Source organism: Peribacillus sp. N1, assembly GCF_054600815.1.
The window spans coordinates 269,118-290,067 of record NZ_BAAHZO010000004.1 but is presented as its reverse complement, the minus strand read 5'-3'; the positions used below and the strand labels follow the sequence as shown (position 1 = coordinate 290,067).

Annotated in this window: 26 protein-coding genes; 5 read left to right on the top strand and 21 right to left on the bottom strand. The window is 40.4% G+C overall.

Annotation, left to right across the window (positions count from 1 at the left end):
• Position 1 precedes the first annotated feature (1 nt).
• The 8 genes from ACYP5M_RS17260 to ACYP5M_RS17225 all read right to left on the bottom strand — a co-directional run bounded on the left by ACYP5M_RS17260 (position 2) and on the right by ACYP5M_RS17225 (position 5,988).
• Complete coding sequence (locus ACYP5M_RS17260; protein WP_101224812.1) at positions 2-508, bottom strand: Rrf2 family transcriptional regulator; 507 nt, start codon at positions 506-508, stop codon at positions 2-4.
• Positions 509-682: 174 nt separating this feature from the next.
• On the bottom strand, positions 683-1,045 hold the full coding sequence (locus ACYP5M_RS17255; protein ID WP_459735375.1) for a thioredoxin family protein: 363 nt from the start codon (positions 1,043-1,045) through the stop codon (positions 683-685).
• 102 nt (positions 1,046-1,147) lie between these two features.
• Entirely contained in the window at positions 1,148-1,882 is a 735-nt protein-coding gene (locus tag ACYP5M_RS17250; protein WP_459735374.1) for an alpha/beta fold hydrolase, read from the bottom strand.
• Entirely contained in the window at positions 1,879-2,028 is a 150-nt protein-coding gene (locus ACYP5M_RS17245) for a hypothetical protein (protein WP_459735318.1), read from the bottom strand. Before ACYP5M_RS17245 ends, ACYP5M_RS17250 begins: the two co-directional genes overlap by 4 nt.
• A gap of 34 nt (positions 2,029-2,062) precedes the next feature.
• Positions 2,063-3,538 carry a sodium:solute symporter family protein gene (locus ACYP5M_RS17240; protein ID WP_459735317.1) on the bottom strand — a complete coding sequence of 492 codons (1,476 nt, stop codon included), beginning with the start codon at positions 3,536-3,538 and terminating at the stop codon, positions 2,063-2,065.
• Positions 3,535-3,735 carry a DUF3311 domain-containing protein gene (locus ACYP5M_RS17235; protein ID WP_063595989.1) on the bottom strand — a complete coding sequence of 67 codons (201 nt, stop codon included), beginning with the start codon at positions 3,733-3,735 and terminating at the stop codon, positions 3,535-3,537. The genes ACYP5M_RS17240 and ACYP5M_RS17235 overlap by 4 nt, the downstream gene beginning before the upstream one ends.
• Positions 3,736-4,269: 534 nt before the next feature.
• The gene (locus ACYP5M_RS17230) at positions 4,270-4,665 is read right to left on the bottom strand and encodes a VOC family protein (RefSeq protein WP_459735316.1); all 396 of its coding nucleotides are present in this window, start codon (positions 4,663-4,665) and stop codon (positions 4,270-4,272) included.
• A gap of 45 nt (positions 4,666-4,710) precedes the next feature.
• Positions 4,711-5,988, bottom strand: a complete 1,278-nt coding sequence (locus ACYP5M_RS17225) for a glycosyl hydrolase family 8 (RefSeq protein ID WP_459735315.1) — start codon at positions 5,986-5,988, stop codon at positions 4,711-4,713.
• Positions 5,989-6,215: 227 nt separating this feature from the next.
• On the opposite strand from ACYP5M_RS17225, the gene ACYP5M_RS17220 reads away from it, so the two are divergent.
• The gene (locus ACYP5M_RS17220; RefSeq protein ID WP_434168477.1) at positions 6,216-6,416 is read left to right on the top strand and encodes a hypothetical protein; all 201 of its coding nucleotides are present in this window, start codon (positions 6,216-6,218) and stop codon (positions 6,414-6,416) included.
• 236 nt (positions 6,417-6,652) lie between these two features.
• On the opposite strand, the gene ACYP5M_RS17215 is transcribed toward ACYP5M_RS17220, so the two are convergent.
• The 3 genes from ACYP5M_RS17215 to ACYP5M_RS17205 form a co-directional block, all read right to left on the bottom strand.
• Positions 6,653-7,339 (bottom strand): VOC family protein, encoded by a 687-nt coding sequence (locus ACYP5M_RS17215; RefSeq protein ID WP_434168476.1) that lies wholly within the window; start codon positions 7,337-7,339, stop codon positions 6,653-6,655.
• Between the two features lie 237 nt (positions 7,340-7,576).
• The gene (locus ACYP5M_RS17210; protein ID WP_434168475.1) at positions 7,577-8,224 is read right to left on the bottom strand and encodes a pentapeptide repeat-containing protein; all 648 of its coding nucleotides are present in this window, start codon (positions 8,222-8,224) and stop codon (positions 7,577-7,579) included.
• 221 nt (positions 8,225-8,445) lie between these two features.
• Entirely contained in the window at positions 8,446-8,928 is a 483-nt protein-coding gene (locus ACYP5M_RS17205) for a DUF4306 domain-containing protein (protein ID WP_434168474.1), read from the bottom strand.
• 135 nt (positions 8,929-9,063) lie between these two features.
• Between ACYP5M_RS17205 and ACYP5M_RS17200 the strand changes: the two genes are divergently transcribed.
• Positions 9,064-9,711: a DUF6944 family repetitive protein gene (locus tag ACYP5M_RS17200; protein ID WP_434168473.1), complete on the top strand. Its 648-nt coding sequence runs from the start codon at positions 9,064-9,066 to the stop codon at positions 9,709-9,711.
• Between the two features lie 266 nt (positions 9,712-9,977).
• Here ACYP5M_RS17200 and ACYP5M_RS17195 read toward each other — a convergent pair whose 3' ends face one another.
• A complete protein-coding gene (locus ACYP5M_RS17195; RefSeq protein ID WP_434168472.1) occupies positions 9,978-10,379 on the bottom strand; it encodes a hypothetical protein in 402 nt (133 codons plus the stop codon).
• A 165-nt stretch (positions 10,380-10,544) separates the two neighbouring features.
• On the opposite strand from ACYP5M_RS17195, the gene ACYP5M_RS17190 reads away from it, so the two are divergent.
• Both ACYP5M_RS17190 and ACYP5M_RS17185 read left to right on the top strand, forming a co-directional pair.
• A complete protein-coding gene (locus ACYP5M_RS17190) occupies positions 10,545-10,964 on the top strand; it encodes a MarR family winged helix-turn-helix transcriptional regulator (protein ID WP_230177961.1) in 420 nt (139 codons plus the stop codon).
• Between the two features lie 12 nt (positions 10,965-10,976).
• Entirely contained in the window at positions 10,977-12,176 is a 1,200-nt protein-coding gene (locus ACYP5M_RS17185; RefSeq protein ID WP_434168471.1) for an MFS transporter, read from the top strand.
• Positions 12,177-12,243: 67 nt separating this feature from the next.
• Here the strand turns inward: ACYP5M_RS17185 and ACYP5M_RS17180 are convergent, their stop codons facing one another.
• From ACYP5M_RS17180 to ACYP5M_RS17140, 9 genes are all read right to left on the bottom strand, one after another.
• Positions 12,244-13,458 carry a hypothetical protein gene (locus ACYP5M_RS17180; RefSeq protein WP_459735314.1) on the bottom strand — a complete coding sequence of 405 codons (1,215 nt, stop codon included), beginning with the start codon at positions 13,456-13,458 and terminating at the stop codon, positions 12,244-12,246.
• Positions 13,459-13,485: 27 nt separating this feature from the next.
• Complete coding sequence (locus ACYP5M_RS17175) at positions 13,486-14,313, bottom strand: hypothetical protein (RefSeq protein WP_459735313.1); 828 nt, start codon at positions 14,311-14,313, stop codon at positions 13,486-13,488.
• Complete coding sequence (locus ACYP5M_RS17170) at positions 14,310-14,996, bottom strand: ABC transporter ATP-binding protein (RefSeq protein WP_034310708.1); 687 nt, start codon at positions 14,994-14,996, stop codon at positions 14,310-14,312. Before ACYP5M_RS17170 ends, ACYP5M_RS17175 begins: the two co-directional genes overlap by 4 nt.
• Positions 14,993-15,373, bottom strand: coding sequence for a GntR family transcriptional regulator (locus tag ACYP5M_RS17165; RefSeq protein WP_048686641.1), 381 nt, complete (start codon positions 15,371-15,373; stop codon positions 14,993-14,995). Before ACYP5M_RS17165 ends, ACYP5M_RS17170 begins: the two co-directional genes overlap by 4 nt.
• 192 nt (positions 15,374-15,565) lie before the next feature.
• Positions 15,566-16,321 (bottom strand): AAA family ATPase, encoded by a 756-nt coding sequence (locus ACYP5M_RS17160; RefSeq protein WP_434168468.1) that lies wholly within the window; start codon positions 16,319-16,321, stop codon positions 15,566-15,568.
• Between the two features lie 102 nt (positions 16,322-16,423).
• Complete coding sequence (locus tag ACYP5M_RS17155; RefSeq protein ID WP_434168467.1) at positions 16,424-17,026, bottom strand: YdbC family protein; 603 nt, start codon at positions 17,024-17,026, stop codon at positions 16,424-16,426.
• Positions 17,013-17,552, bottom strand: coding sequence for a GrpB family protein (locus ACYP5M_RS17150; protein WP_434168466.1), 540 nt, complete (start codon positions 17,550-17,552; stop codon positions 17,013-17,015). The genes ACYP5M_RS17155 and ACYP5M_RS17150 overlap by 14 nt, the downstream gene beginning before the upstream one ends.
• 138 nt (positions 17,553-17,690) lie before the next feature.
• Positions 17,691-18,716 (bottom strand): 2-keto-3-deoxygluconate permease, encoded by a 1,026-nt coding sequence (locus ACYP5M_RS17145; RefSeq protein ID WP_101224826.1) that lies wholly within the window; start codon positions 18,714-18,716, stop codon positions 17,691-17,693.
• Positions 18,717-18,800: 84 nt separating this feature from the next.
• Entirely contained in the window at positions 18,801-19,766 is a 966-nt protein-coding gene (locus tag ACYP5M_RS17140; protein WP_434168465.1) for a sugar kinase, read from the bottom strand.
• 309 nt (positions 19,767-20,075) lie between these two features.
• Between ACYP5M_RS17140 and kduI the strand changes: the two genes are divergently transcribed.
• On the top strand, positions 20,076-20,906 hold the full coding sequence (gene kduI, locus ACYP5M_RS17135; protein WP_434169600.1) for a 5-dehydro-4-deoxy-D-glucuronate isomerase: 831 nt from the start codon (positions 20,076-20,078) through the stop codon (positions 20,904-20,906).
• Positions 20,907-20,950: the final 44 nt, after the last annotated feature.

The window sequence follows — 20,950 nt, the reverse complement described above, 5'->3', positions numbered from 1 at the left end:
TTCACTTCTTTTCACCTTTCTTTTCACGCAGTACATCACTCAATGACGCGGTATTCCAATTAAGAGTCGGTATGTCCGTGGTGCCAAAGCTTTCTTTAAGCAAATCCGCCACTGTCTGACTGGAAAAGAACTCTATTAAAAGTTGATCCGCCCGAGAAAACATCCGACGAAGGACATCCATTCCCTTTTCTGCATACTCTCCATCTTTAAACGCTTTTTCTATAAGTCCTGTATCCGGAAACATCGAAATGGGACCTTCCATCGCCTCAATTATTTCAAGGTTTTTAATCTTATCTACGCTTTTGGCAAGAGTAAGGCCGCCGTTATTACCAGGAACGGAAGTGATTATCTGCTTTACGACCAATTTCCTTATGATTTTTTTCAAATAAGAAGGAGACACCTCTAATCGCCTGCTGATCTCATTAGACGAAAGCGGAATATTTTTATCCTGGGTAGAGAGTATTACGATGATGCATATAGCTTGCTCTACCCCTTTTGTTAATTGCAAATCAGTTCACCTCTTTCATTATGTATGTGGATATTTGATATCCATAATGGATATTCGGTATCTATAATTAAAACCCGTTTCACCTTAGAAATCAAGTCATTTATAGAAAAAATTTCTAAAAAAAGATGAACCCCTCATTACAGCTCCATGCGGGGTTCACCTTTTCAAGATCTTTTATAGGGCATTTAGAAATTCATTGACCGCTTCTGGAGTTTTAGCATTTGCACTGTGCAGGTGCGCAACCTTTTCCCCATTTTTAAATACTAATAGTGATGGAATTCCCATTACCGTTTGCTCTTCAGAAATCTCAGGGAACTCGTCACGATCGATCGTAAACCACTGTTTGTCTTGATGTTCTTGAGTGATTTCACCGATGAACATGTCTAAACGTTTGCAGTCCGGGCACCATGTAGTCGTAAAAATCCCGACCGTCAGTCCCTCTTGGTTGATTTGTTCACGATATTCTTGTTCTGTATTGATATTTTTCATGATCGTCTCCTCCGGGCTTTTCTTATCATCATACTTTAATCCATGAATTAATGTACTCAAGGATTAATATATAATTAATTCCTTCACAGCACAAACGGTTTATCCTAAAAGTATCTAACTCTTGCCGGGTTATGCTTTGCGCGATGCCCCTTATTCTTGGAGTCCAAACCTCTCGTTTATGAAAGAAGAAATCCTCGAAATGAATTCCCAATTTTCATCAATGAAAAGATAGTGACAGCTTTTTTCAAAAATGATCAATTCACTGCCAGGAATCTTTTCCGCGATGAGAATCGATGCCTCTACAGGGATCCAATCGTGACGGCCTCCTGCCACTAATGTTGGACACTCTATTTGATTCAACTGGTCCACTAAGTCAAATGTTTTTAAAAATTTGCCCCCTTCATTAGCCGCTTCCAAATTAAAATTCGATTTCTTCTTTCTCATTATCTCTTTTTCCGCTTCAGATCTTACTTTTCCCCTTGATGAATAAAAATAGAGCGGTTCCATGACTATACTGAATTCAGCCATTTGCTGTTTTTCCATAGTCCCCTCAAATAGAAGTCTTGCCATCCTTCTTTGATCATCCGTCCCGTTTTCCTCTATTTTCACCAACGCCTCTTCTCCGAAAATATGGCTTGGCGATGTTGCGATCAGAAGAAGGGCAACCACACTGTCCGGGTAGCGAATGGCGTACTTTTGTGCAACCATCCCCCCGTAAGAATGTCCCGATACAATAACCTTTCCCAACCCTAAATAGTTTCGGAGCGCTTCTAAATCCTCCACATTATTCTCCAGAGTATATGTGGATTGCGGACCGCCCTCAGACCGTCCACAACCGCGCTGATCTATGTAAATCAACTGCATCGATTCCGAAAGCGGCGTCAGGAACGGTTTAAACCCAATGTGCTCGCCCCAGGTCCGCCATGAATGACGAAACAGACTGGCTTCTTTCTCCATGAATCCCCTTCAGGCACTAATTCTGCCCCTTCCACATCGAAATATATTTTTATTCCGTTAATCTTTGCAAACATCAAGTCCCTCCTCTTTCTATTAAAATCCAAATAATCAAGCAGCCTCCAATTCACCTTTTTTGTCCTTGGAAAATTTCCTTGCAATAAGACTGACTCCAATCATTACAAACACATTTATGAGGAGAGCGACAAGACCAATGTTCAAATCTTTAATGGCTTGCGGCAATGCCGGAAAAAGCGTCCCAATTGCAGCGCTTGTTATGGTTGTATATCCAACAGTAGCTAAACCGGCAATGATGCCCGCTGACGCCCCCTCTTTCGTCACGAAGTTCTTTTTAAGGAGACTGGCAATGAAAGATGGGAATAATTGAGTCACCATGCTGTATCCCATCAATAAAAGGGCAACGATCGTATTTCCTCCAGTCAAAGTGAAATATACGGCAATAAGAGCAAGAACAGGGACGAGCAACTTGGCAATCGTCGTGATTTGTTTATCCGAGGCGGACGGAGAAAAATGCTGATACACGTTTTTGGCCAGCAGCGTCGCTGAACTCATTAAAATCATCGAGCCAGGAACAAGGGCGGTCAATAGACCCGCTGCCCCGATGACGCCCACAAACCAAGGATCGAATGTACTGATCGAAAGCTTCAATAACGCAAGATCCATATCCGACCCTTGCAGCCCAGGAACTTTTATGATGGCCGCATAACCGACAAAGATTGCACCGACCGATAATGCTCCGTAAAGCGGAAGGATGAACGCATTTTTACGGAATGTCTTTTCACTTTTTGCTGTATAAGCAGAACCGAATGTTTGCGGCCACATATAGAAACCCAATGTCGTCAAAATGATCGTGGATATAAACCATGAAGCGCTCATACCCGTATCTGGGAGTGTCAGGAAATCAGGCTTGACGGCATTGACTGCTTCGAACATCGGCTGAATTCCGCCAAAATAATGAAGCGGAATGTAAATCCCTAAAAATAGCGCAACCAAAGCGATCATGATGTCCTTGAGTACTGCTGTCCAAACCGATCCATGGATACCTGAAATCATCACATATACGGTAACTGAAACAGCCCCGATCCAAACGGCAACCGTCGGGGAAATCGAACCATAGGAAGTTGTCGAAACGATGATTCCCAGACCCTTTAATTGCAGCACCAAAAATGGTACCAGGGCCAAAACACCAACGATTGAAACGAGTACCCCCAATAATGGACTTTTGTACTTTTTAACATAAAAATCTGCTTGTGAAATGAGCTTATGTTTATTTCCATAGCTCCAAATAGCAGGATAAATCCAGTAAGAAAACAGGTACCCCAATGCTGCGAACGCCGTTCCGTACAATGCCGGACCGCCTATCCCATATGCCCACCCGCTGGAGCCCAGGAAAGTGGAGGTGGAATAAATCTCTCCCGCCAGTAAAATCATGATGATGAAAGGACCGAACCCGCGTCCGCCTACCGTCCACTGTTCAAGGTCCATATCCCTGCCTTTTCTAGCCCTAATCCCTAAATAAAGTGACAGCAACAGGAAACTGAAAATAATGATGATCGCAATATTCATTTCTCTTCCCTCTCTTTATTCTTGGGATCTAACATATAAATGATAAAAACGACTAAAGCGGTAAAAATCAGCCACGAAAAGTTCCAGAAAAAGAATAACGGCATGCCAAGAATATACGGTTCGATACTATTAGCCCAAAAAGGCCCGCCAAGTATGGCGATTACAGGAATTAAAGAAAGAAAATAAATTGGTTTCATGAAATTCTCCTCTTATCTAATGATATTGACTAAATCTAAAAAGGCAGTAACACGAACATTGATTTCTTTATATCGTTGATTCATCATCTGCGAAGCATTCGTGATAAAGTGCAGATCCGCCGCAGTTTCATGGTCCCCCTTTCTGCCGTCCCCAGCTATGTGATATTACTTTTAATCTAGCAATCCGCATGCCAATGTTTGAATTTTCAAAAATAATAAGAGTGAATGGGGTATATATCAAAGAAATTTGTTAGGCAAAACTTATCAGCGAGGATAAATCGCGTGCTGTTGATGGGGGGGAATCCTTATTAATCAGTAAAAATTTTTTTGAAAGTAAAAATTTTTTTATCCCTCAAAAGGAACAAGGGACTCTGCAGTCTGAAAAAATATTCAGTTGATTTCAGAAATCCGCTCCCTTTCCGCCGACTGCCTGCCAATCCTCATCCAAGCAAGTGCCTGTGGGGTCTCGGCTAGCCAGTTATTCGGCGCCACCAAACTGAAAAAAGCCACTATCCAGTGGCTTTTTCACTTCATTCATATTGGTAGAGTTAGCTGCCAGGAAACACCAAACTTATCAGATACCCAGCCGAACTTCTTACTGAAGAAATAATCACCCAATGGCATCATCACTTGTCCGCCATCAGTTAAGCTCGAATAAAGCCTGTCAATTTCCTCTTCACTATCACATGTAAGGAATATTGAAAACGATGGGGTAAACGTAAATTGATGCTTTACATTGCTATCGATGCACATAAATTCCTGATCTTTCAAGGTAAAGGTAGCCTGCATGACGCTTCCCTCTGTGCCTGATTCATTTGCACCATACCGAACAATGCTGGTTATTTTCGATCCTTCGATTAAAGATATGTAATAATTCATTGCTTCTTCCGCATTTCCTTCGAACATCAAGAAAGGTGTGACCTTCATCATTCTCATCAAACTCCTTATAAACTTTAATTAGTTACTTCCATTGTATTATGGAGCCCACCAGTTACCTGAAGCCACGATCATTGTCTGTAATTTTATCGTATTGGCAAAATAGTCATCATCGTCTCGTTCCCGTATCGTCCTACTCCATAACAGGTTAATCCATTGCTGATTAGAGGAATCAACCATGGCACTCACCATGAATGGAGTAACGAAGCTTGTACTATTCCCTTCTTCCACGGCTTTTCCGCTAAGTGTATAACCGGATTGGATATTTTCAGGGGTGCCATCCGTTTCCGCTTTAATCCAATCATTTATCTTCTTTAATTGTGGCAGCGCTCTTTCATCACCAGTCAATAAGTAATCAAGCGTATAGCGCCAAGGGGTCCTGCTGCTGTTCCAGCTATAATTGCCGTCATTCTCCCCTTCTAAAAAGTCAGCTTGTGCTGGCTGATACTCTCCGTTGGATCGTACAATGAAGTCCGGCATGAGGCCAGTATTGCCGCTTTCCTCCTCATAAATCGAATGAATGATCGCATAGGCCTTATCCGTAACACCTTTCCATTCATCATTCCCAGTTGCCGCCTCAAATGTCTTAAAATGATTGAGAAGAAGGTCGGATGAACGAGTCGATTGTCCGTATGCGTCATCTTTATCTTCCGCCCAGTCCCCAAGTTTAACTAGGGACTGCGACCGATTTATCTCATTCGACATGATCGCGTCCAAGATGTCCTCTGCACTGGCAAGATAGTCGATTTCCCCTTCACTTCCCCACTGGCGATGTGCCAATAGTAACGAATAGGCGATATCCATATCGCCATCAGTTGCTGAATCGGCATCCCCTGTCGTATTGATTATTTTACCCGATTTATCCTTTACTTGCTGCCATGCCATTAATGAAGGGGCATTATCACTTCCATGCGCTTTATAAAAACGATAAAGTCCATCGAAGTACTGCTTGTCCTGACTGCCTGCCATGATTGCCGTTATCATCATCCCATAACCGTGCGCTTCAGAAACGGTCACTGCGTTCTTCGGCTCTGCATATCCTTTATCATTGTAAAAAATATAATATTCATCACTTTTATTGGCAGGCTGCTTAAGATATTCATTTTTCCAGGTTCCATAAAATTTCGCTACTGCAGCATCCATTTCCTCCTGTGAAAGATTGTCAGGTTTTATCGTACCCTCTTGATAGACTGTATGCTGAGGAAATGCCATTTTACCGGCGACCTCTTTCTTTTTGGTTTGGGAAACCAGCGCTATCGAGGCAATGATCCCGAAAACGATCACGCCCATCGCAATCAATAAACTTCTTTTTTTCATGGCTTTGCTCCTTGGGTTATGGTGCAGTTTTATATTCAGCTAGGAACATTTCAATGGTGTTGTTAAATTCTTTTAGACTGCTAAACCTGCTGTAAGTTATCTATTCTTCCTTCTATTAACATGTTATTCAAAATGTAATAAGGTCTTTTGGATATTTATGTTAAAATAAACATTGATTTCAGATTGTTTCTACTTAAGTAGTTTTTAAATGAAAAGGGAGTGTTTTAATGAAAAGAATTTGTAATCAGTGCCAAACTGAAATGATAGATGATTGCAAAGTAAATGTTCAAGGCGGAATGTATGGACTAAAGATTAGTCGAAAGAAAGGACTTTTCACTAGTGTTTCTGCAAACCCTAAAGCATTTGTATGCCCAAATTGTGGTTATGTAGCTTTATATATTGATGAGTTTAGAGAATTCATTAAGTAAAAATAAAATATATACAGCTAACCTACGTTTGTGAGCAGAAGGAATAAATGGTGAGCTAACAAGATCAGCTAATATCGTTGCCATAGTATGCGAATTTTTGTCTTCTAAAAATAAATCAGATTACCATAAATGATTACGATTTATTCAAAATTTTAACATAGCCTTATTTAAACAAAAGTGATACTCCTATTATTGAATCGGTCGAACGAAGCTTATCGCCAAATTATAAATCTACATCATTCCACTTTTTTCAGTTCCATAAATCCTTTGCCATCCAATGAAATATCCAGTTGCTGATTTATGACTAGCGAAAGCGGAAAGATTTCCGACTCTTTATCCGAGAAAATCCAACGCCGTTTCCTTGGACCTAAAAGTAAAAACGAACCTGCTTCATGTTCCCCCATGAAATTCAATCCATCTTCACTTATTGCCTCACCCTTCCTTACAGGTACACCATTACTGATCAACTGATTTCCCAAAGCCCTGACTTCATCTGTCGTAATGTTTATTTCACTGATGCACAGGACGTTTTGTGCTGAAAAAGACTCAGCCTCGGATTCGGGTGATACGGAATATCTCGATATGAACTCGACAATGTTGCCTGAAGGGTCTAAAAAATAAAAAGAATGTGCGTCTGAAAAGCTGAAATAAACTTCGTCATCATCATCTTCTCTAGTCAATTTCACTTTTGATTTCGCCCATGCTTTTGCCGAAGTAAATAAATTGGTCGGTATGTTCATGGCAAAATGGTAAAAAGGCTTTCCTTTGTGATGATATTTTTTAATTTCAAGCACACTTTCCCCTGCCTTTATTACAAAACCATCATCAGTTTGCGATAATAACTCAAATCCTAACACATCAACATAAAAACTCCGCATTTCATCCCAGACATGACTGTACAAAGTGACCTTATTGATAATCAACGTTCAATTCCCCTCCACTTAACAAATATTGTAAAGATATCCTGCATTTATGCAAACATTCCGTACTATTCAAAATCTATATAATTCTATTCACCCTCTTTATTTTTACCACAAATATCCAATGAATTAGCGACAAGCCCACTCAAAAAGGACCACCAAATCGGTGGTCCTCGCTTCAGCTTCATTGAAGATCTCGCAGTTTACTCTCCATTAGCTCAATTTACATCTTAAAAAGGTTCACTCTTTAATTTTCAGTCCAAGCATGGCTGCAAAGACTATAGCTTGGTCCGGGGAAACTTCGCATCCCTTTAAATCCTCTGGTGATACGGTAAGCCTTTGAAATGTAGAACTGCTAATATCAATTCCTTTGAGCGGTGTCCGGGAAAAGTTCACTTCATTTAATCTGCATGTTTCGAACTTCACTTTAATGAATTTACATTCATAATAATCAGCACTTTCCAATGAGCAATGATCGAACTTCACTTGCTTTAAACTGGAATAACCAAAAGCACTTAAATTAAGGTTGCAATTCTCAAAGTAGACATTCCCTAAACTTGCGTCAGACAGGTTAATGCCTAAAAGTTTGGACTCTTTGAATTCCACCCGATGAATCGAGCCGCCCATGAAATCGGCATTCGTCAAATCGCAATGATCAAAAATGACATCCGTCAGCTCAATATTCCTGAATGATACATCGCTGAATGTCACATTTTTAAAAACAATCTGTGATAATACGATTTTTTCCATATTTTCTCTATCGATCGTGCAATTAGTTATGATACAGGACTCAAGATAAGGCTCATCTTGATAATATATTTCCTGAAAGTTCGCTTGGGGTAAGTCATGGGGAATCTTTGGCTGTTCAATTTTTATTTTGCCTGACATATTATCACCTTTTCGCTTTATTCTTCAATCACTGGATAACCCTATATCCAACCGATAAGGGTTCATCGCCGGTAATATAGCAACTGGTCTACTAAATTTCGACTTAACTATAAACTACATTTCAGTGAAGTTCAATCTAAGAATTTCGCGGAAATGACTATTATTTTTCGTTATTTTGTGTCATCTTTCCACAAAAAAAGCTGCCTCATTGGCAGCCTTGCTTACTTCATGAACGTATTGAATCCTCTTGGCATCCGGAAATAATATAGAACTCCACTAAATATGGCTATCATTCCGCCTATCAGAAAAAGTGCTTGAAAGATATTTCCTCCAACAGTCGGGGAATTGGATACAAAACCACTTGAAAGCAGAAAAAGGATACCCAATCCAAATAAGAATAGAGCCATTTTTTTAATCCTTCTTTTGAATAGGATATATCCCGTAAGTATGATAAAGTACGATGCGGCTAAGACCATAAGAAGTGGAAATAGCGGCTTGAATTTTGCGGCATACACGAAATAATCAAAACTCGAAATATCATCTGCTTCCATCCTCTGATCATCATTAACTTGTGTGAAATGGGTGGAATACTTCCATTCCCAAGGTCTATCCAGGATTTCACTGCCTTCGTACCAGGTACAAAACATAAAAACGATAAAGAAAAGTGCAGTGATAATCATTTGTAGAAAATTGCTAAATGTCAATATCATCTCCTCCAGCTGTCATTATACCAATAAATGGTTAATTTTCAACCCGAGCTTACAGTGTTAAAGCAATATGTAAACAAACACTGTTTCCTGAATAATATAATCTAACCACTTTTAAGGAGCGTTTGAGATATGATCACTCATGGAGATGACCTCCTTATTTCAGGAGCATGGTTACTTGGCATCGGCACACTTGTAGGTGCAATCGGGCAAACCCGGCAAACTTTAACGGGGACTAACCTCGGAAAAGATCTTGTCCTCAAAGGGAATGGCATTGAGGCCTTTGGAAATTCGCTGCAAGCAATCGGCCGTTCGAAAATGCTGAACTCGGATAATGAACGATCGGAAACCTATTTCATATTCGGTGCTTGGCTTGAGGCTATTGGCAATATCGCAAATGCAGTTGGAATAGATATGCAGTTGAGTGGTTCAGAGGAAGAGGGCACCAGAACCGATGCACTTGGCAGTGGAATCCAAGGACTTGGTGCCGCATTTGAAGCATTCGGGGCATCATTGACGGAGGAGTCCATTTCACGCTCTTTTGAAATCAAGGGAAATGGACTCATTGCAGCCGGTTCTTTTTTGGAATCGGTCGGAAATATCTTCATTTTAAACGAAAAACGACGGATGGGAGAACAAATTCTTTTACTCGGCAGCTGGACCCAAGTTTTCGGTGCATTTATATTGATCGAGGCCTTTTCACTTGGCCCAGAACCCGAACCAGAGAAAGGGAAAGATGGACATAACGGCCATTATAGCTATGCCAACTATTGCGTATGATTAAGGGGCCGCGAGTTCGTTCTTCCTCCGATCGGGATCTTCGAAATATACAGCATAATGATCCTTCCCACCGGCAATTAATGTTTGTCGGCATAAAGGATGGCAAATCCTCTGCCCATTAACTTTCTAGTGATCTCATCAACATGATGCCGGGAAGCAGCAGACCCACTCGCTCGCCCTCTATGATAGGGAGTGTGATAACCTTAAAGGTTTACAGCCCTTTCCCCCCGACCCCTTTATCAAAACCAACACTTACGCAGGTCCACTTATTTTAAGATTCCGTCATAAACCTCTCCGCCGCCATTTATTTTGATAATTTTCAGGCGATTGGTATTTTTGACGAAAACGGTTTTATATTGTTTTTCACCGTTCAATTCAATAAGGAATACTCGTTTACCATCGTTATCCGTTTCCTTATTGAAAGTATAGTCTTCGTTGCCGATTTGCTCGATGATTTTGTCATATTCGGGCAAAGAAGACCACTTCTCATGATTATGACTTGTTTGAGTTTCTGTTTGCGAAGGTTGTTTTTGTTGTTCATTTTCAGTTTGGGTTTGATTTTCATCTGTTGTTTGGACAGATTTTTCCCCGTTTTCATCCGCTTTGTCATTATTGCAAGCAGTTAGCATTGTTACTGTGGCAATTAACGCGATCATAGATTTATTCATGCTTCACATCATCTCCTATTCCTATATTCCCATTCATTTTAACTAAAAACCTGATTTAACTAAACAATACATATCCGATTGGACAGAATGGATTTGTTTTGGTATTATAGTTACTCAGGGTAACAATTACTCACGATAACTATATATTGATAAGAGGTGTTTCTGATAAAGACTTTCCAAAAATTCTTTCAGCAATTATTACTGCTGTACCGGCCGTTTGAAAATAATCTTAATATCCAGCTGAATAAGCATGATTTACACAGGGCGCAATGGTCCATTTTACATTTCTTAATCAATAATGGTTCGGCGACGCTTGTAGAGCTTGCCAATTATCAAAGTGTGGAAAAACCAACGATTACTAGGACCATTAGCCGATTGGAAGAGCTGGGGTATGTCGAGCATGTGCCAAGCAAAGATAGACGCGAGAAAAGAATGCGGCTTACGGAGCTTGGCAAAAAAATTTACAGTGAAGTCCGCGTGACAATCGATCAATACGAACAGGATATCTTGCAAGGAATCACTGAAGAGGAACAACTTGCAGCCATACGCATCATGGGCGAAATAAGAAATAACATTATAAAGTAAGGAGATAATAAAATGGATCAATCCAGAGCCAGACTTTGGACGAAGGACTTTGTCATCGTTTCGTCCATCAATTTTTTCATCACATTAATCTTTTATTTACTGATGGTGACACTTGCTATCTATGCTGTTAATGAATTGGATGCTTCTACAAGTGAAGCCGGACTCATATCGGGTATTTTTATTATCGGGACGTTAATCGGACGTCTATTCATCGGCCGTTTCATTGATTCAATCGGCCGGAAGAAAACATTATTCATAGGCTTGATCTTTTTCACTTTGACAACACTTCTATATTTTGTGGACCTTGGAATTGGCTTCCTGCTTGTTAACCGCCTGATTCATGGGATGGCGATGGGGATGGCTAGTACTGCGACAGGCACGATCGTCGCCCAGATCATCCCGGCAACTCGAAAGGGAGAAGGCATCGGCTATTACAGCATGAGCGCAACACTTGCGACGGCTATCGGTCCTTTCATCGGTCTGTTTATGGCTCAAAATACAAGCTTCCAAGTCATTTTCAGTTTCTGCCTGGCTTTAGGGGTGATTTCCCTGATTACAGCATTCTTCCTGTATGTCCCGGCATTGAAAGTGACGGCTAAAGTTACGGAAAGCAAAGGATTCAAGCTTTCCAATTTCATTGAACCTAAGGCACTGCCCATCTCAATCATCACTCTATTATTGGCATTCTGTTATTCCAGTGTCCTTTCTTTCATCAGTTTTTATGCCATTGAAATTGATCTGGTCAATACGGCAAGCTTCTTCTTTGTAGTATACGCAGTAGCCGTATTGTTATCACGTCCTTTCTCAGGACCATTGATGGACAGGAAAGGATCGAACTTCATTATGTATCCGGCTTTCATTATTTTCGGAGTCGGCTTGCTGCTTCTAAGTATGACAACAAATAGTTTCACTTTACTGGCAGCTGGTTTCCTCATTGGCCTCGGATTCGGTAATATGCAATCAAGCTCGCAGGCGATTGCCGTTAAACTGACACCGCCTCACCGAATGGGGATGGCAACATCCACCTTCTTTATCATGCTTGATGCAGGACTTGGATTCGGCCCTTATATTCTGGGATTCATCATTCCGGTAACAGGTTACAGCACACTTTATGTCATCTTGGGCGTTTTGGTCATCTTAACCTCCTTCCTTTACTACTTCTTGCACGGTAAGAAGGAACGTACAGCCAGAACGAACTTGGCTTCCATTTAAATGAAAAAGGGATATCCTATTGGAGGATATCCCTTTTCATTTAACAGCTTCTAGCTATAGTAGGTCCTTATTTTATTTCCAAGTCATCGATAAAAAGTTCAAAACTTTTGCTGTTCTTTTTATTCATGACTGTTTCACCTTTATATAAAGTCTTTCCAGTCTTTATATCTGCAATCAGAAGTTTGGCAGGCTTGTTTGTTAAAACGTCTTGATCCACTTCGTTCCCTAATAGGAAGTACACACGCCCGTTCTTAATGGCAGCGAAGTCTTGTTCCTTTTTATTAGCAGCTATATCCAGTTCCGTGTCATTCGTTAATGTTTGACTGCTGAGGTCAAACGTTTTAATGCGATATTTATCTGATTTCATTTCAACTGCATAAAGGTTCTTTCCATCTGCAAATCCTGATCTAGCCATGTCCAGGCTAAGCAATTCTTTTTTTACCGTTTCTAATTTTTCCGTTTCATAATTATAAGATAAAAGCTTGCTTTCCTTTAGTTTTTCCTCAAATGGACCATCCTCATGATTTACCCCTTTCATTAACGAAATGAATACCATGTTGTTTGGCTGTGAGGGAGTAAGATCGATTGGCATCTCAAAATCAACTTGATTAGGGTAAGTAAAGGATTCAGATACAAGGGTTTTATCGCTCAAGACTTTTTTATTGGCTACATCGATCGTATACAGATGAACCTCTTTTGTTTGCTTCTCATTGTTGGAATTCACTTCATTCATCGTTAAAACCTGCAGTTTTGAATGGACCAACTGCACATCCCTGACTTCAGTATTCATGATTCTGTCTTGATTCGGAAGTTCAATTTGGAACGAAGTTTCCTCTTCGTCCTTCTTCTCCAGTAAACCGATATCAAACTTTGCTTCCATTTTCCCGTTATTCGTAATATCGCTATTCACCCAAGCGTAAGCAAGAAAATCATCGTCTTCATATAAAGAACTAATGGAATCTTTGCCACGCATAAATGAACGATGTTCTTTTACCAATCTTTCAATTTCATGACCTTGTCTTCCAGTTAAGTTCTCCAAGTAAGACTTTTCGCTTTCATATGTCGTTGTATTGGATTCAATTGTTAATGGTTCATAAAAATTACTGCCATTTTGAAGCGTAGCATTTATGATCACCGGATCAAGCTCTTTATCGCTGCCTTCCAGTGTCTTGAACGTATACTTTGGAAGGCTGGAAGCGGAGGAAGCTACTTTGACATAATAGGTCCCAATGCTTAAGATGACAACCATTCCAATAATGATGCTGCATAAATAACGTTTCACTTTGTTCACTCTCCTTTAAAGTTGTTGTTATACGGTAACGCGATTTTTCAATAACCATGCACCAAGCCAAACCGATAATCCTGTCAAAATGATCCCTATTGCGAGCAGCAGGCCAAATAATTCATTAGGATAGAAATAGAAATTCCCGATTTCCATTAAAACTGGAGCTAAAAACAACACAGCAGCGAGTCCGCAATATACCAAACCCAAAATGATTCCTTTTATGCGGAAACTTCTTTCAAACATGATCGCCGTGAATAATATCGACATAATCATAAGACCAATGCCATAGGAAAGCAGGAATTGCGTGAACGTGCTTGGGATGATCAATGACAAAACTGGATTGGCTTTCGAGATAGTAGAAATTGACATTTCATTCAAGAGCGCTTCCGGCACATTCGAATTAAATAGGGCATTTTCCATTGGTAAAATGATGATTTGGAAAGCAATCAACCCTAATACCATCAGGAAAATGGCCGTGGCTTTGGAAAGGTAGATCGATAATCTGGATGTCGGTAACATCAATAGACGATAAATGAACGTATTCTTTCCAAACCAATCACGATACCAAATTAGGAAAATGTAAAAAATAAGGGCAACCGCACTAAGCGCTATCGGTCCTACAAACAAGAGGGTATTGGCAATATGGTTAAAATCAATGCCTCCATAATTGGTAATATAAGCAGCTTCAGATAGTCTTTCTTCTTTCATGATTTCCCTGGCATCTTTAAGAAGGCTCTTCGTTACGAAGATCACTCCGGCAAATTGCGAAACCAAGGTTATCAACAATAAGCTAAGATAGATTTTACTGAAACGGTTGATTTCAAAGTTCACTAGTTTTATATATCGCATCATGATTGATACACCTCTCTCATTACATCGACTACCGATTTCCCTTCCTCTTCACGCATTTCTTCTGTATTGAACTCTTTAAGCACTGTACCGTTATCCAATAAAATGACCTTATCGATCAAATGTTCAATATCACCGATTTCATGGGTCGTGATGATGACTCCTCTATCTTCAATCAGGTGGCTCGCAAAGACATCGGCAATTTGCTCGCGGCTAAACATATCAATTCCCGAAAATGGTTCGTCCATCAGTACATAATCGACGTCAAGGGACAAACCAAGCATCAGGTTAAGCTTAGCTGTATTCCCTTTTGACAATTCCGAAATGCGATTCTCCTCTTTAAGCTTGAAAAACCCCATTAGCTGGTTAGCTCTTTCCGGATTCCAGGACGTATAGAAATCCGACATGAAAACCATTGCCTGTTTAATGGTCATTTGCGGGAGCATGGTCGGTGCGTCCGGAATGAAGGTGATTTTTTCATAACTGTCCTTTGTCATCTTTTGATCATCGATCAGGATTTCACCTTTATATGGCGTCAATCCCATGATCGCTTTGAGTGTAGTCGTTTTACCTACACCATTTATCCCGATCAGACAAGTGACTTCGCCTTTATTGGCTGTAAATGAAACATCATCCAAGATCTTTTTCCGTCCATAATTCTTGGAGATCTTTTTTACTTCTATCATTGTTCTTCCTCCTCCCTTATTTCTTCCGAGTATTTTTCTTTAACCACACGAAGCAGTTCATCAACCGGTACATTAATCGGACGAATCGCATCGACAAACGTATCGACGGCTGCCAAAATCAATTCCTGCCTTACAGCCTGTAGTATCGTTTCATTCGTCGTGATTTGACTGGGGAAATTTCGTTCTGTATGAATCAAGCCCTGTTCCTCCATTTCTTTATACGCTTTTTGAGCGGTATTGGGATTTATATTAAGTGAAGCCGCCAGTTCTCTTCGCGAGGGAATTTCCTGTCCAGCCACGAAATTACCAATGGCTATTTGTTCTTTAAAATGCCTAACGACTTGCAGATATACCGGTTCCCGGGTATTTACGTTCATTAAAACCACCCCCTATTTATTAAAAAAAGCCTGATATACGTGTATGTACTAAGTGGTTCATACACCTTATAGATGTACTATACCCGTAATACACCTAAGCTGTCAACAAGGAATTCCAAAAAAATGAAAACCCCGTATGTGCAGTGCAGACGGGGTTTTTCCTTAGTTGCTTTTCATGGAGATGCTAAAATCTCATTGAAATAGATGATGAAGAAGCCGATCTTTATCTTCAAAAAACTGTTTCATTAACAAATAGTGATTGGACTCCTCTAATGTCACCTCACTCATTCCCTCATCTGAAATTTGGAGGATTTTAGCATCCGGGTAGGCCATGATGATCGGGGAATGGGTGGAAATGATGAATTGGGAACCTTGTTGAACAAGCTCATTTATCCTTGCCAGCATCGATATTTGTCTCAATGGCGACAAAGCAGCTTCAGGCTCATCGAGGATATACAATCCATCGCCTTGAAATCGTTCTACAAAAGCAGAAAAAAACGATTCCCCATGAGATTGCTGGTGTAGCGATTTTCCACCGAAGGAATCGATGATTTTCGACCCAAACGATGACTCCCTGTCCAATTCCTCTATATTCGTAGCTAAATTATAAAAGGTTTCCGCCCTAAAGAAAAAATGATCCTTCGGTTTGTATACGCCTTTTTTCAAACGGAGGTATTCGTCCAAATTGGAATGTGAATCATAATTGGAGAAATTGAAATTTAACGTTCCGCCTTCCGGATTGAAGCCATACGCAATCGCAATACCTTCAAGCAAGGTGGACTTCCCCATTCCATTTTCCCCGATGACATAGGTAACACTGGGATGAAAAGCAACTTCTTGAAGGTGCTTGATAACCGGCAGATCAAGAGGGAAATGGTCATACGAAGATATTCGATCTCTATTCAGGTAGATGCCCCTGATGTACTGTGAATCATTATCTAGTTTCATTTGTAATCACCTTCTGTAGAATATATTTAGAGCTCTGATATGTCCTTAACGTTCAAATTCAAGACGCCATAGCCTCAATTGATAGATTGATAATGTTTGATTCTAAATGACCACCCACTTTGGATGCAATTCAATTAAACTCCCTGTAATGCGATGGGTTGAAACGTTCACTCCCGATTCGTTTATCAGGGCAGGCAATTCCTTATCCGCATACCTTTGATGTGAAAATTCACTGTCCCATATTGAGGCGACAAGGTATCTGCCGTTTTGCCTTTTACTACCGAATGCGCCAGACAGCATGCCCTTGCTCCCTACTTCTTTTAGCACCTGCTCAAAACGGGCTCGTTTATCCTTTTCAACAGAACAGTCAGCCACTCGCAGTAATTTCCCCTTGCCAAAAAAAGCTGTAATGTCTGTTGTTCCTATATTGAAAATACTCTCGAATATATCGACAGAAATATTTGTATAAGTACTTCCCTGGTCACTCTTCCCGAATATTGCATCATGCTGATGCTGCATGAAACTTTGATAGGCATGGAGATTTTTCCAAACGGAGAGAATGCCTGCTTCAAAGGGTTCATAACTATTCCACCCTCCGATTTGACCCATGAAACCAGCACAATGACGCAATTCTCCCCATCCCTCTTGTGCTTTTGAAAATGAACGCTTGTTTTCCTCATTCACTTGGCATTTAATCCACTTCATTAACATGATGATCACCACGCTTCGCCCAATGTTTCGCTTTTTCATCAACCTTTTTGATAAAATCATTTTTCCCGTTAACATATCCTTTAATATCATCTGGGAATTCCGCTGCCAAGCGCTGCTTCAGCCTACTATATTTTTGTGCTTCATCAGGGTGTGATAGCAAATAATCCCGAAAAGCGAGGTGTCTGGCTATTTCCTCATGTCCTTTTTCAAACATGTGAATATGGTGCGTCCTATCATCCCCGCCTTTACGAAAAAACCGTCGTCCGGCAATTCCGTTCTCGCCCCTGGCATCATACCCTATCTCTTCCATCTCTTTATTAAAATCAGCCACACATTCCACATCTTTAACCACTGCCAAAATATCTATTACTGGCTTGGCATGGATGGCCGGTATGGCCGTACTGCCAATATGGTATAACTCTATCATTTCAGGCCCGAAAATATCCTCTAATTTTTGGCATTCATCATGAAATAGCTTTGACCATTCTTTCTTATATAGAACAACCTCGACCTTTCTCATGTAAGCCTCCTTGATAGGAATTGGCATTTACATTCCTTTTAATTATTTCCTTATTTTAACACCAGTGTGCATATATCACAAAAAAGCAGCCGGGATAATAACCCCGGTTGCTTTTTGGATAACGCTTACATTTTACTTTTACTTCGCTTTTTGTATGGAAGTCACATTCGGATCTTTCAAAATAGTTGGTTTCATGCTTCTTCGCTGCGGAATCCCTCTTTCTTCTTGTTTCTTGGCAACCCACATCGTCAGCATTGGTGTTAGGATTGCTGTCACCAATACACTTGTCGCAATGATTGCTGTTGCCGATTCTGCTACAGGAGCAAATTGCGGGTTTAACTCGGCAATGATGAAAGGTACAGCAACTGCGGCACCCGCTGTTGAAGAAGCCGCGACCCCAGCAACACCATCGGAGCCAGTAACGTAACGGTCCAGCAGATATAAGACACCTCCGGAAAGGAAGACGACGGCAACACCCATTAAAATACCCATGAATCCGGATTTTAAGATCATGCCAAAATCCAGCCCGAATCCTAGAGCCAATGCGAAGAACGGAATAAGGACCGGTACGGCCTGTCCAAAGAATTCCCGGCACTCTTTATCGATATTCCCTACAATCATCCCGACTGCAAATGGAATCAATGTAGAGACAATTGTTTGCCATGGGAAGGTTGCAAGGCCTCCAACACCGAGGATGATCATCGTGAAGAACGGTCCGCTTTCAATACTGATGAACGGGAATGCCGCAGCATCTTCCGTTCTGCCCAATTTTGTCATGAGTGCGGTATAAAGACCACCGTTCGTTTCATTAAAAGCCGCTATCAGCACTAAAACCGAAAGACCGGAAAAGAGACCAGTTTGAATCCCATTCTCTGGAAGAAGCAAAGCTGCACCATATCCTAATAATGCCGCAAAAACGACTTTACCGATAAGCAACGTAAATCCTTTTCTTGCAATATACCCGGATTGCTTAACATCTATCGTAGCTCCGACACAAAAGAAAAAGACGGCTAGTATCGATGCGGTACCCGTTAGCATCGCACCTGTAAATCCACCAAAGAAGGTTGCTGTGTCAGGAAAAATAGTATGTATCAAAGCACCTATGAACAACGGGACAACCATCATGCCACCAGGGATTTTTTCTATTGCGGCTTTTATTCTCATCACAATCTCTCCACTTCATTATCAAATTTATGATTATTTGTAATTGGAAGTCTAGTTGTGGAGTTAACTGGTTGCAGTTATCGATCAATCAACGTTTAATAGTTTGTTCTGGCTTTCAATAAAGTCCTGTAATTTTTTCCGGCTGGGCATACCATCCATATCACCAGGAGACATGACTTGCAGTGCGCCAATCGCATTACCCCGAATAACGGCTTCCATCGTGGATATACCTTCAAGCAAGCCGCTGATCACCCCGACGGCAAAACCATCGCCGGCCCCTACTGTATCAACGACTTTTTCGGGTACAAATCCTTTAATATACCCTTCTTCATTCGCATTTTTATAATAGGCTCCCTCTGCTCCAAGCTTGATGACGATCATTTTAACTCCTTTGTTAAAATAAAATTCGGCCACCTCCTCAGGTGTTTGGAGTCCTGTTAAAACTTCCGCTTCAGACATGCCTGGAAGAAAGAAATCACAAATGTAAGCTAGCTGATTAATGCAATCCACCATTTTTTGTTTATCCGGCCATAGGTTAGGCCGTAAATTTGGATCAAATGAAACGGTTTTTCCTTGATTCCTCATAAATTTCATGGCAGCAACGGTAAATTCATGGCAGCTCTCAGATAATGCGGATGGGATACCTGTTGCATGCAGATGTTTAGCCTGCAGAAAATATTCTTCCGAGAAGTCGTCAATTTCCAGAGTAGAAGCTGCTGAATTTTTTCTGAAATATTCCACTTCTGGGTCTCCATCCAGCACTTTAGATTTGATTAGCATTCCTGTCGGGTGATCACTTGTAAAACGGATACCTGTCGTGTCGACTTTTTCTTTATTCAATTCTCCGATGATGAACTTACCGAAACTGTCGTTGCCAAGTTTCGTCATATAAGCAACATCTAAATCAAGACGCGCCAATCCGCAAGCTACGTTTGATTCGGCTCCCGCAATCGCTCGGGAAAAGGATTTAACTTCGTGTAAAGGTTCTGCTTCATTTGCATAGAACATGGTCATCGGTTCCCCAAAAGTGATCACATCTAATTCTTTCATTCCTAATTCCCCCTGAAAAAGGTGTATTACGGTTTAGTAAACCTAAACTGCAAGAAAGCGCTTTCTTTTTATTAAAGTCAGATTATCATATAAACCAGTTTTTAACAATACTAATCTTCATATTTTTATTTTGCATAAAAACATAGTTTTAATCATTTATTTCTTCTTTTATACTTATTAATCTACTAAAATTTTCTATTATCATTGACTATTTGGAAAATATTATATATATTTTTAATATTGGTAGCGCTAACATTTTGAATATTCACGATAAACCGTTTTACTAAATAGGAGGTTATTTATATGCATATGGAAAAACGTTATTCCATTCATCCGTCACAAGCCAAACACTTTGATACAAGTGAAATCCGCCAAAACTTTTTAGTGGAAAATTTATTTCTCGATGATGACGTTTCTTTATGCTATTCCCTTGATGACAGGATCATCATAGGAGGAATCAAACCTGTTTCTAAAGAGGTCAAGCTTGAGGGCCATGATTTCATAAAAGCTGATTATTTTCTTCAACGAAGAGAATTAGGTGTATTTAATATAGGGGGATCAGGAAGGATCTCAGTTGATGGGGAGGTATATCCCCTTCAAAATCGTGATTGTCTGTATATAGGATTAGGTTGTAAAGAGCTGATTTTCAGTAGTGATTCAGACTCCGAACCTGCTAAATTTTATTTAGCCTCTGCTCCAGCACATAAAAATTACCCCATTCAACACGTAGCATTCAAGGAAGTGCAAGGTGATGAAATGGGATCACAGGAAACGGCAAATAAGCGGACGATTCGCAGAATGATTCATGAAAAAGGTATCCAAAGCTGCCAACTGTGTATGGGAATGACTGAATTGGCCCCAGGAAATGTCTGGAACTCCATGCCTCCTCATGTTCATGACCGCAGAGTGGAAGTTTATATGTATTTTGACTTAGCAGAAGATGCCATTTTGTTCCACATGATGGGGGAACCCGATGAAACAAGGCATATTGTAATGAAAAATGAACAAGCTGTCATTTCACCTCCATGGTCCATACATAGTGGTTCCGCTACAAGCAACTACACATTTATTTGGGCAATGGCCGGAGAGAATTATACATATGAGGATATGGATAACTTTCCTATTTCAGAAATGAAGTAACATGCTAAGAATGGTTTACTAATCCATATGGGGATGGAGGAAAC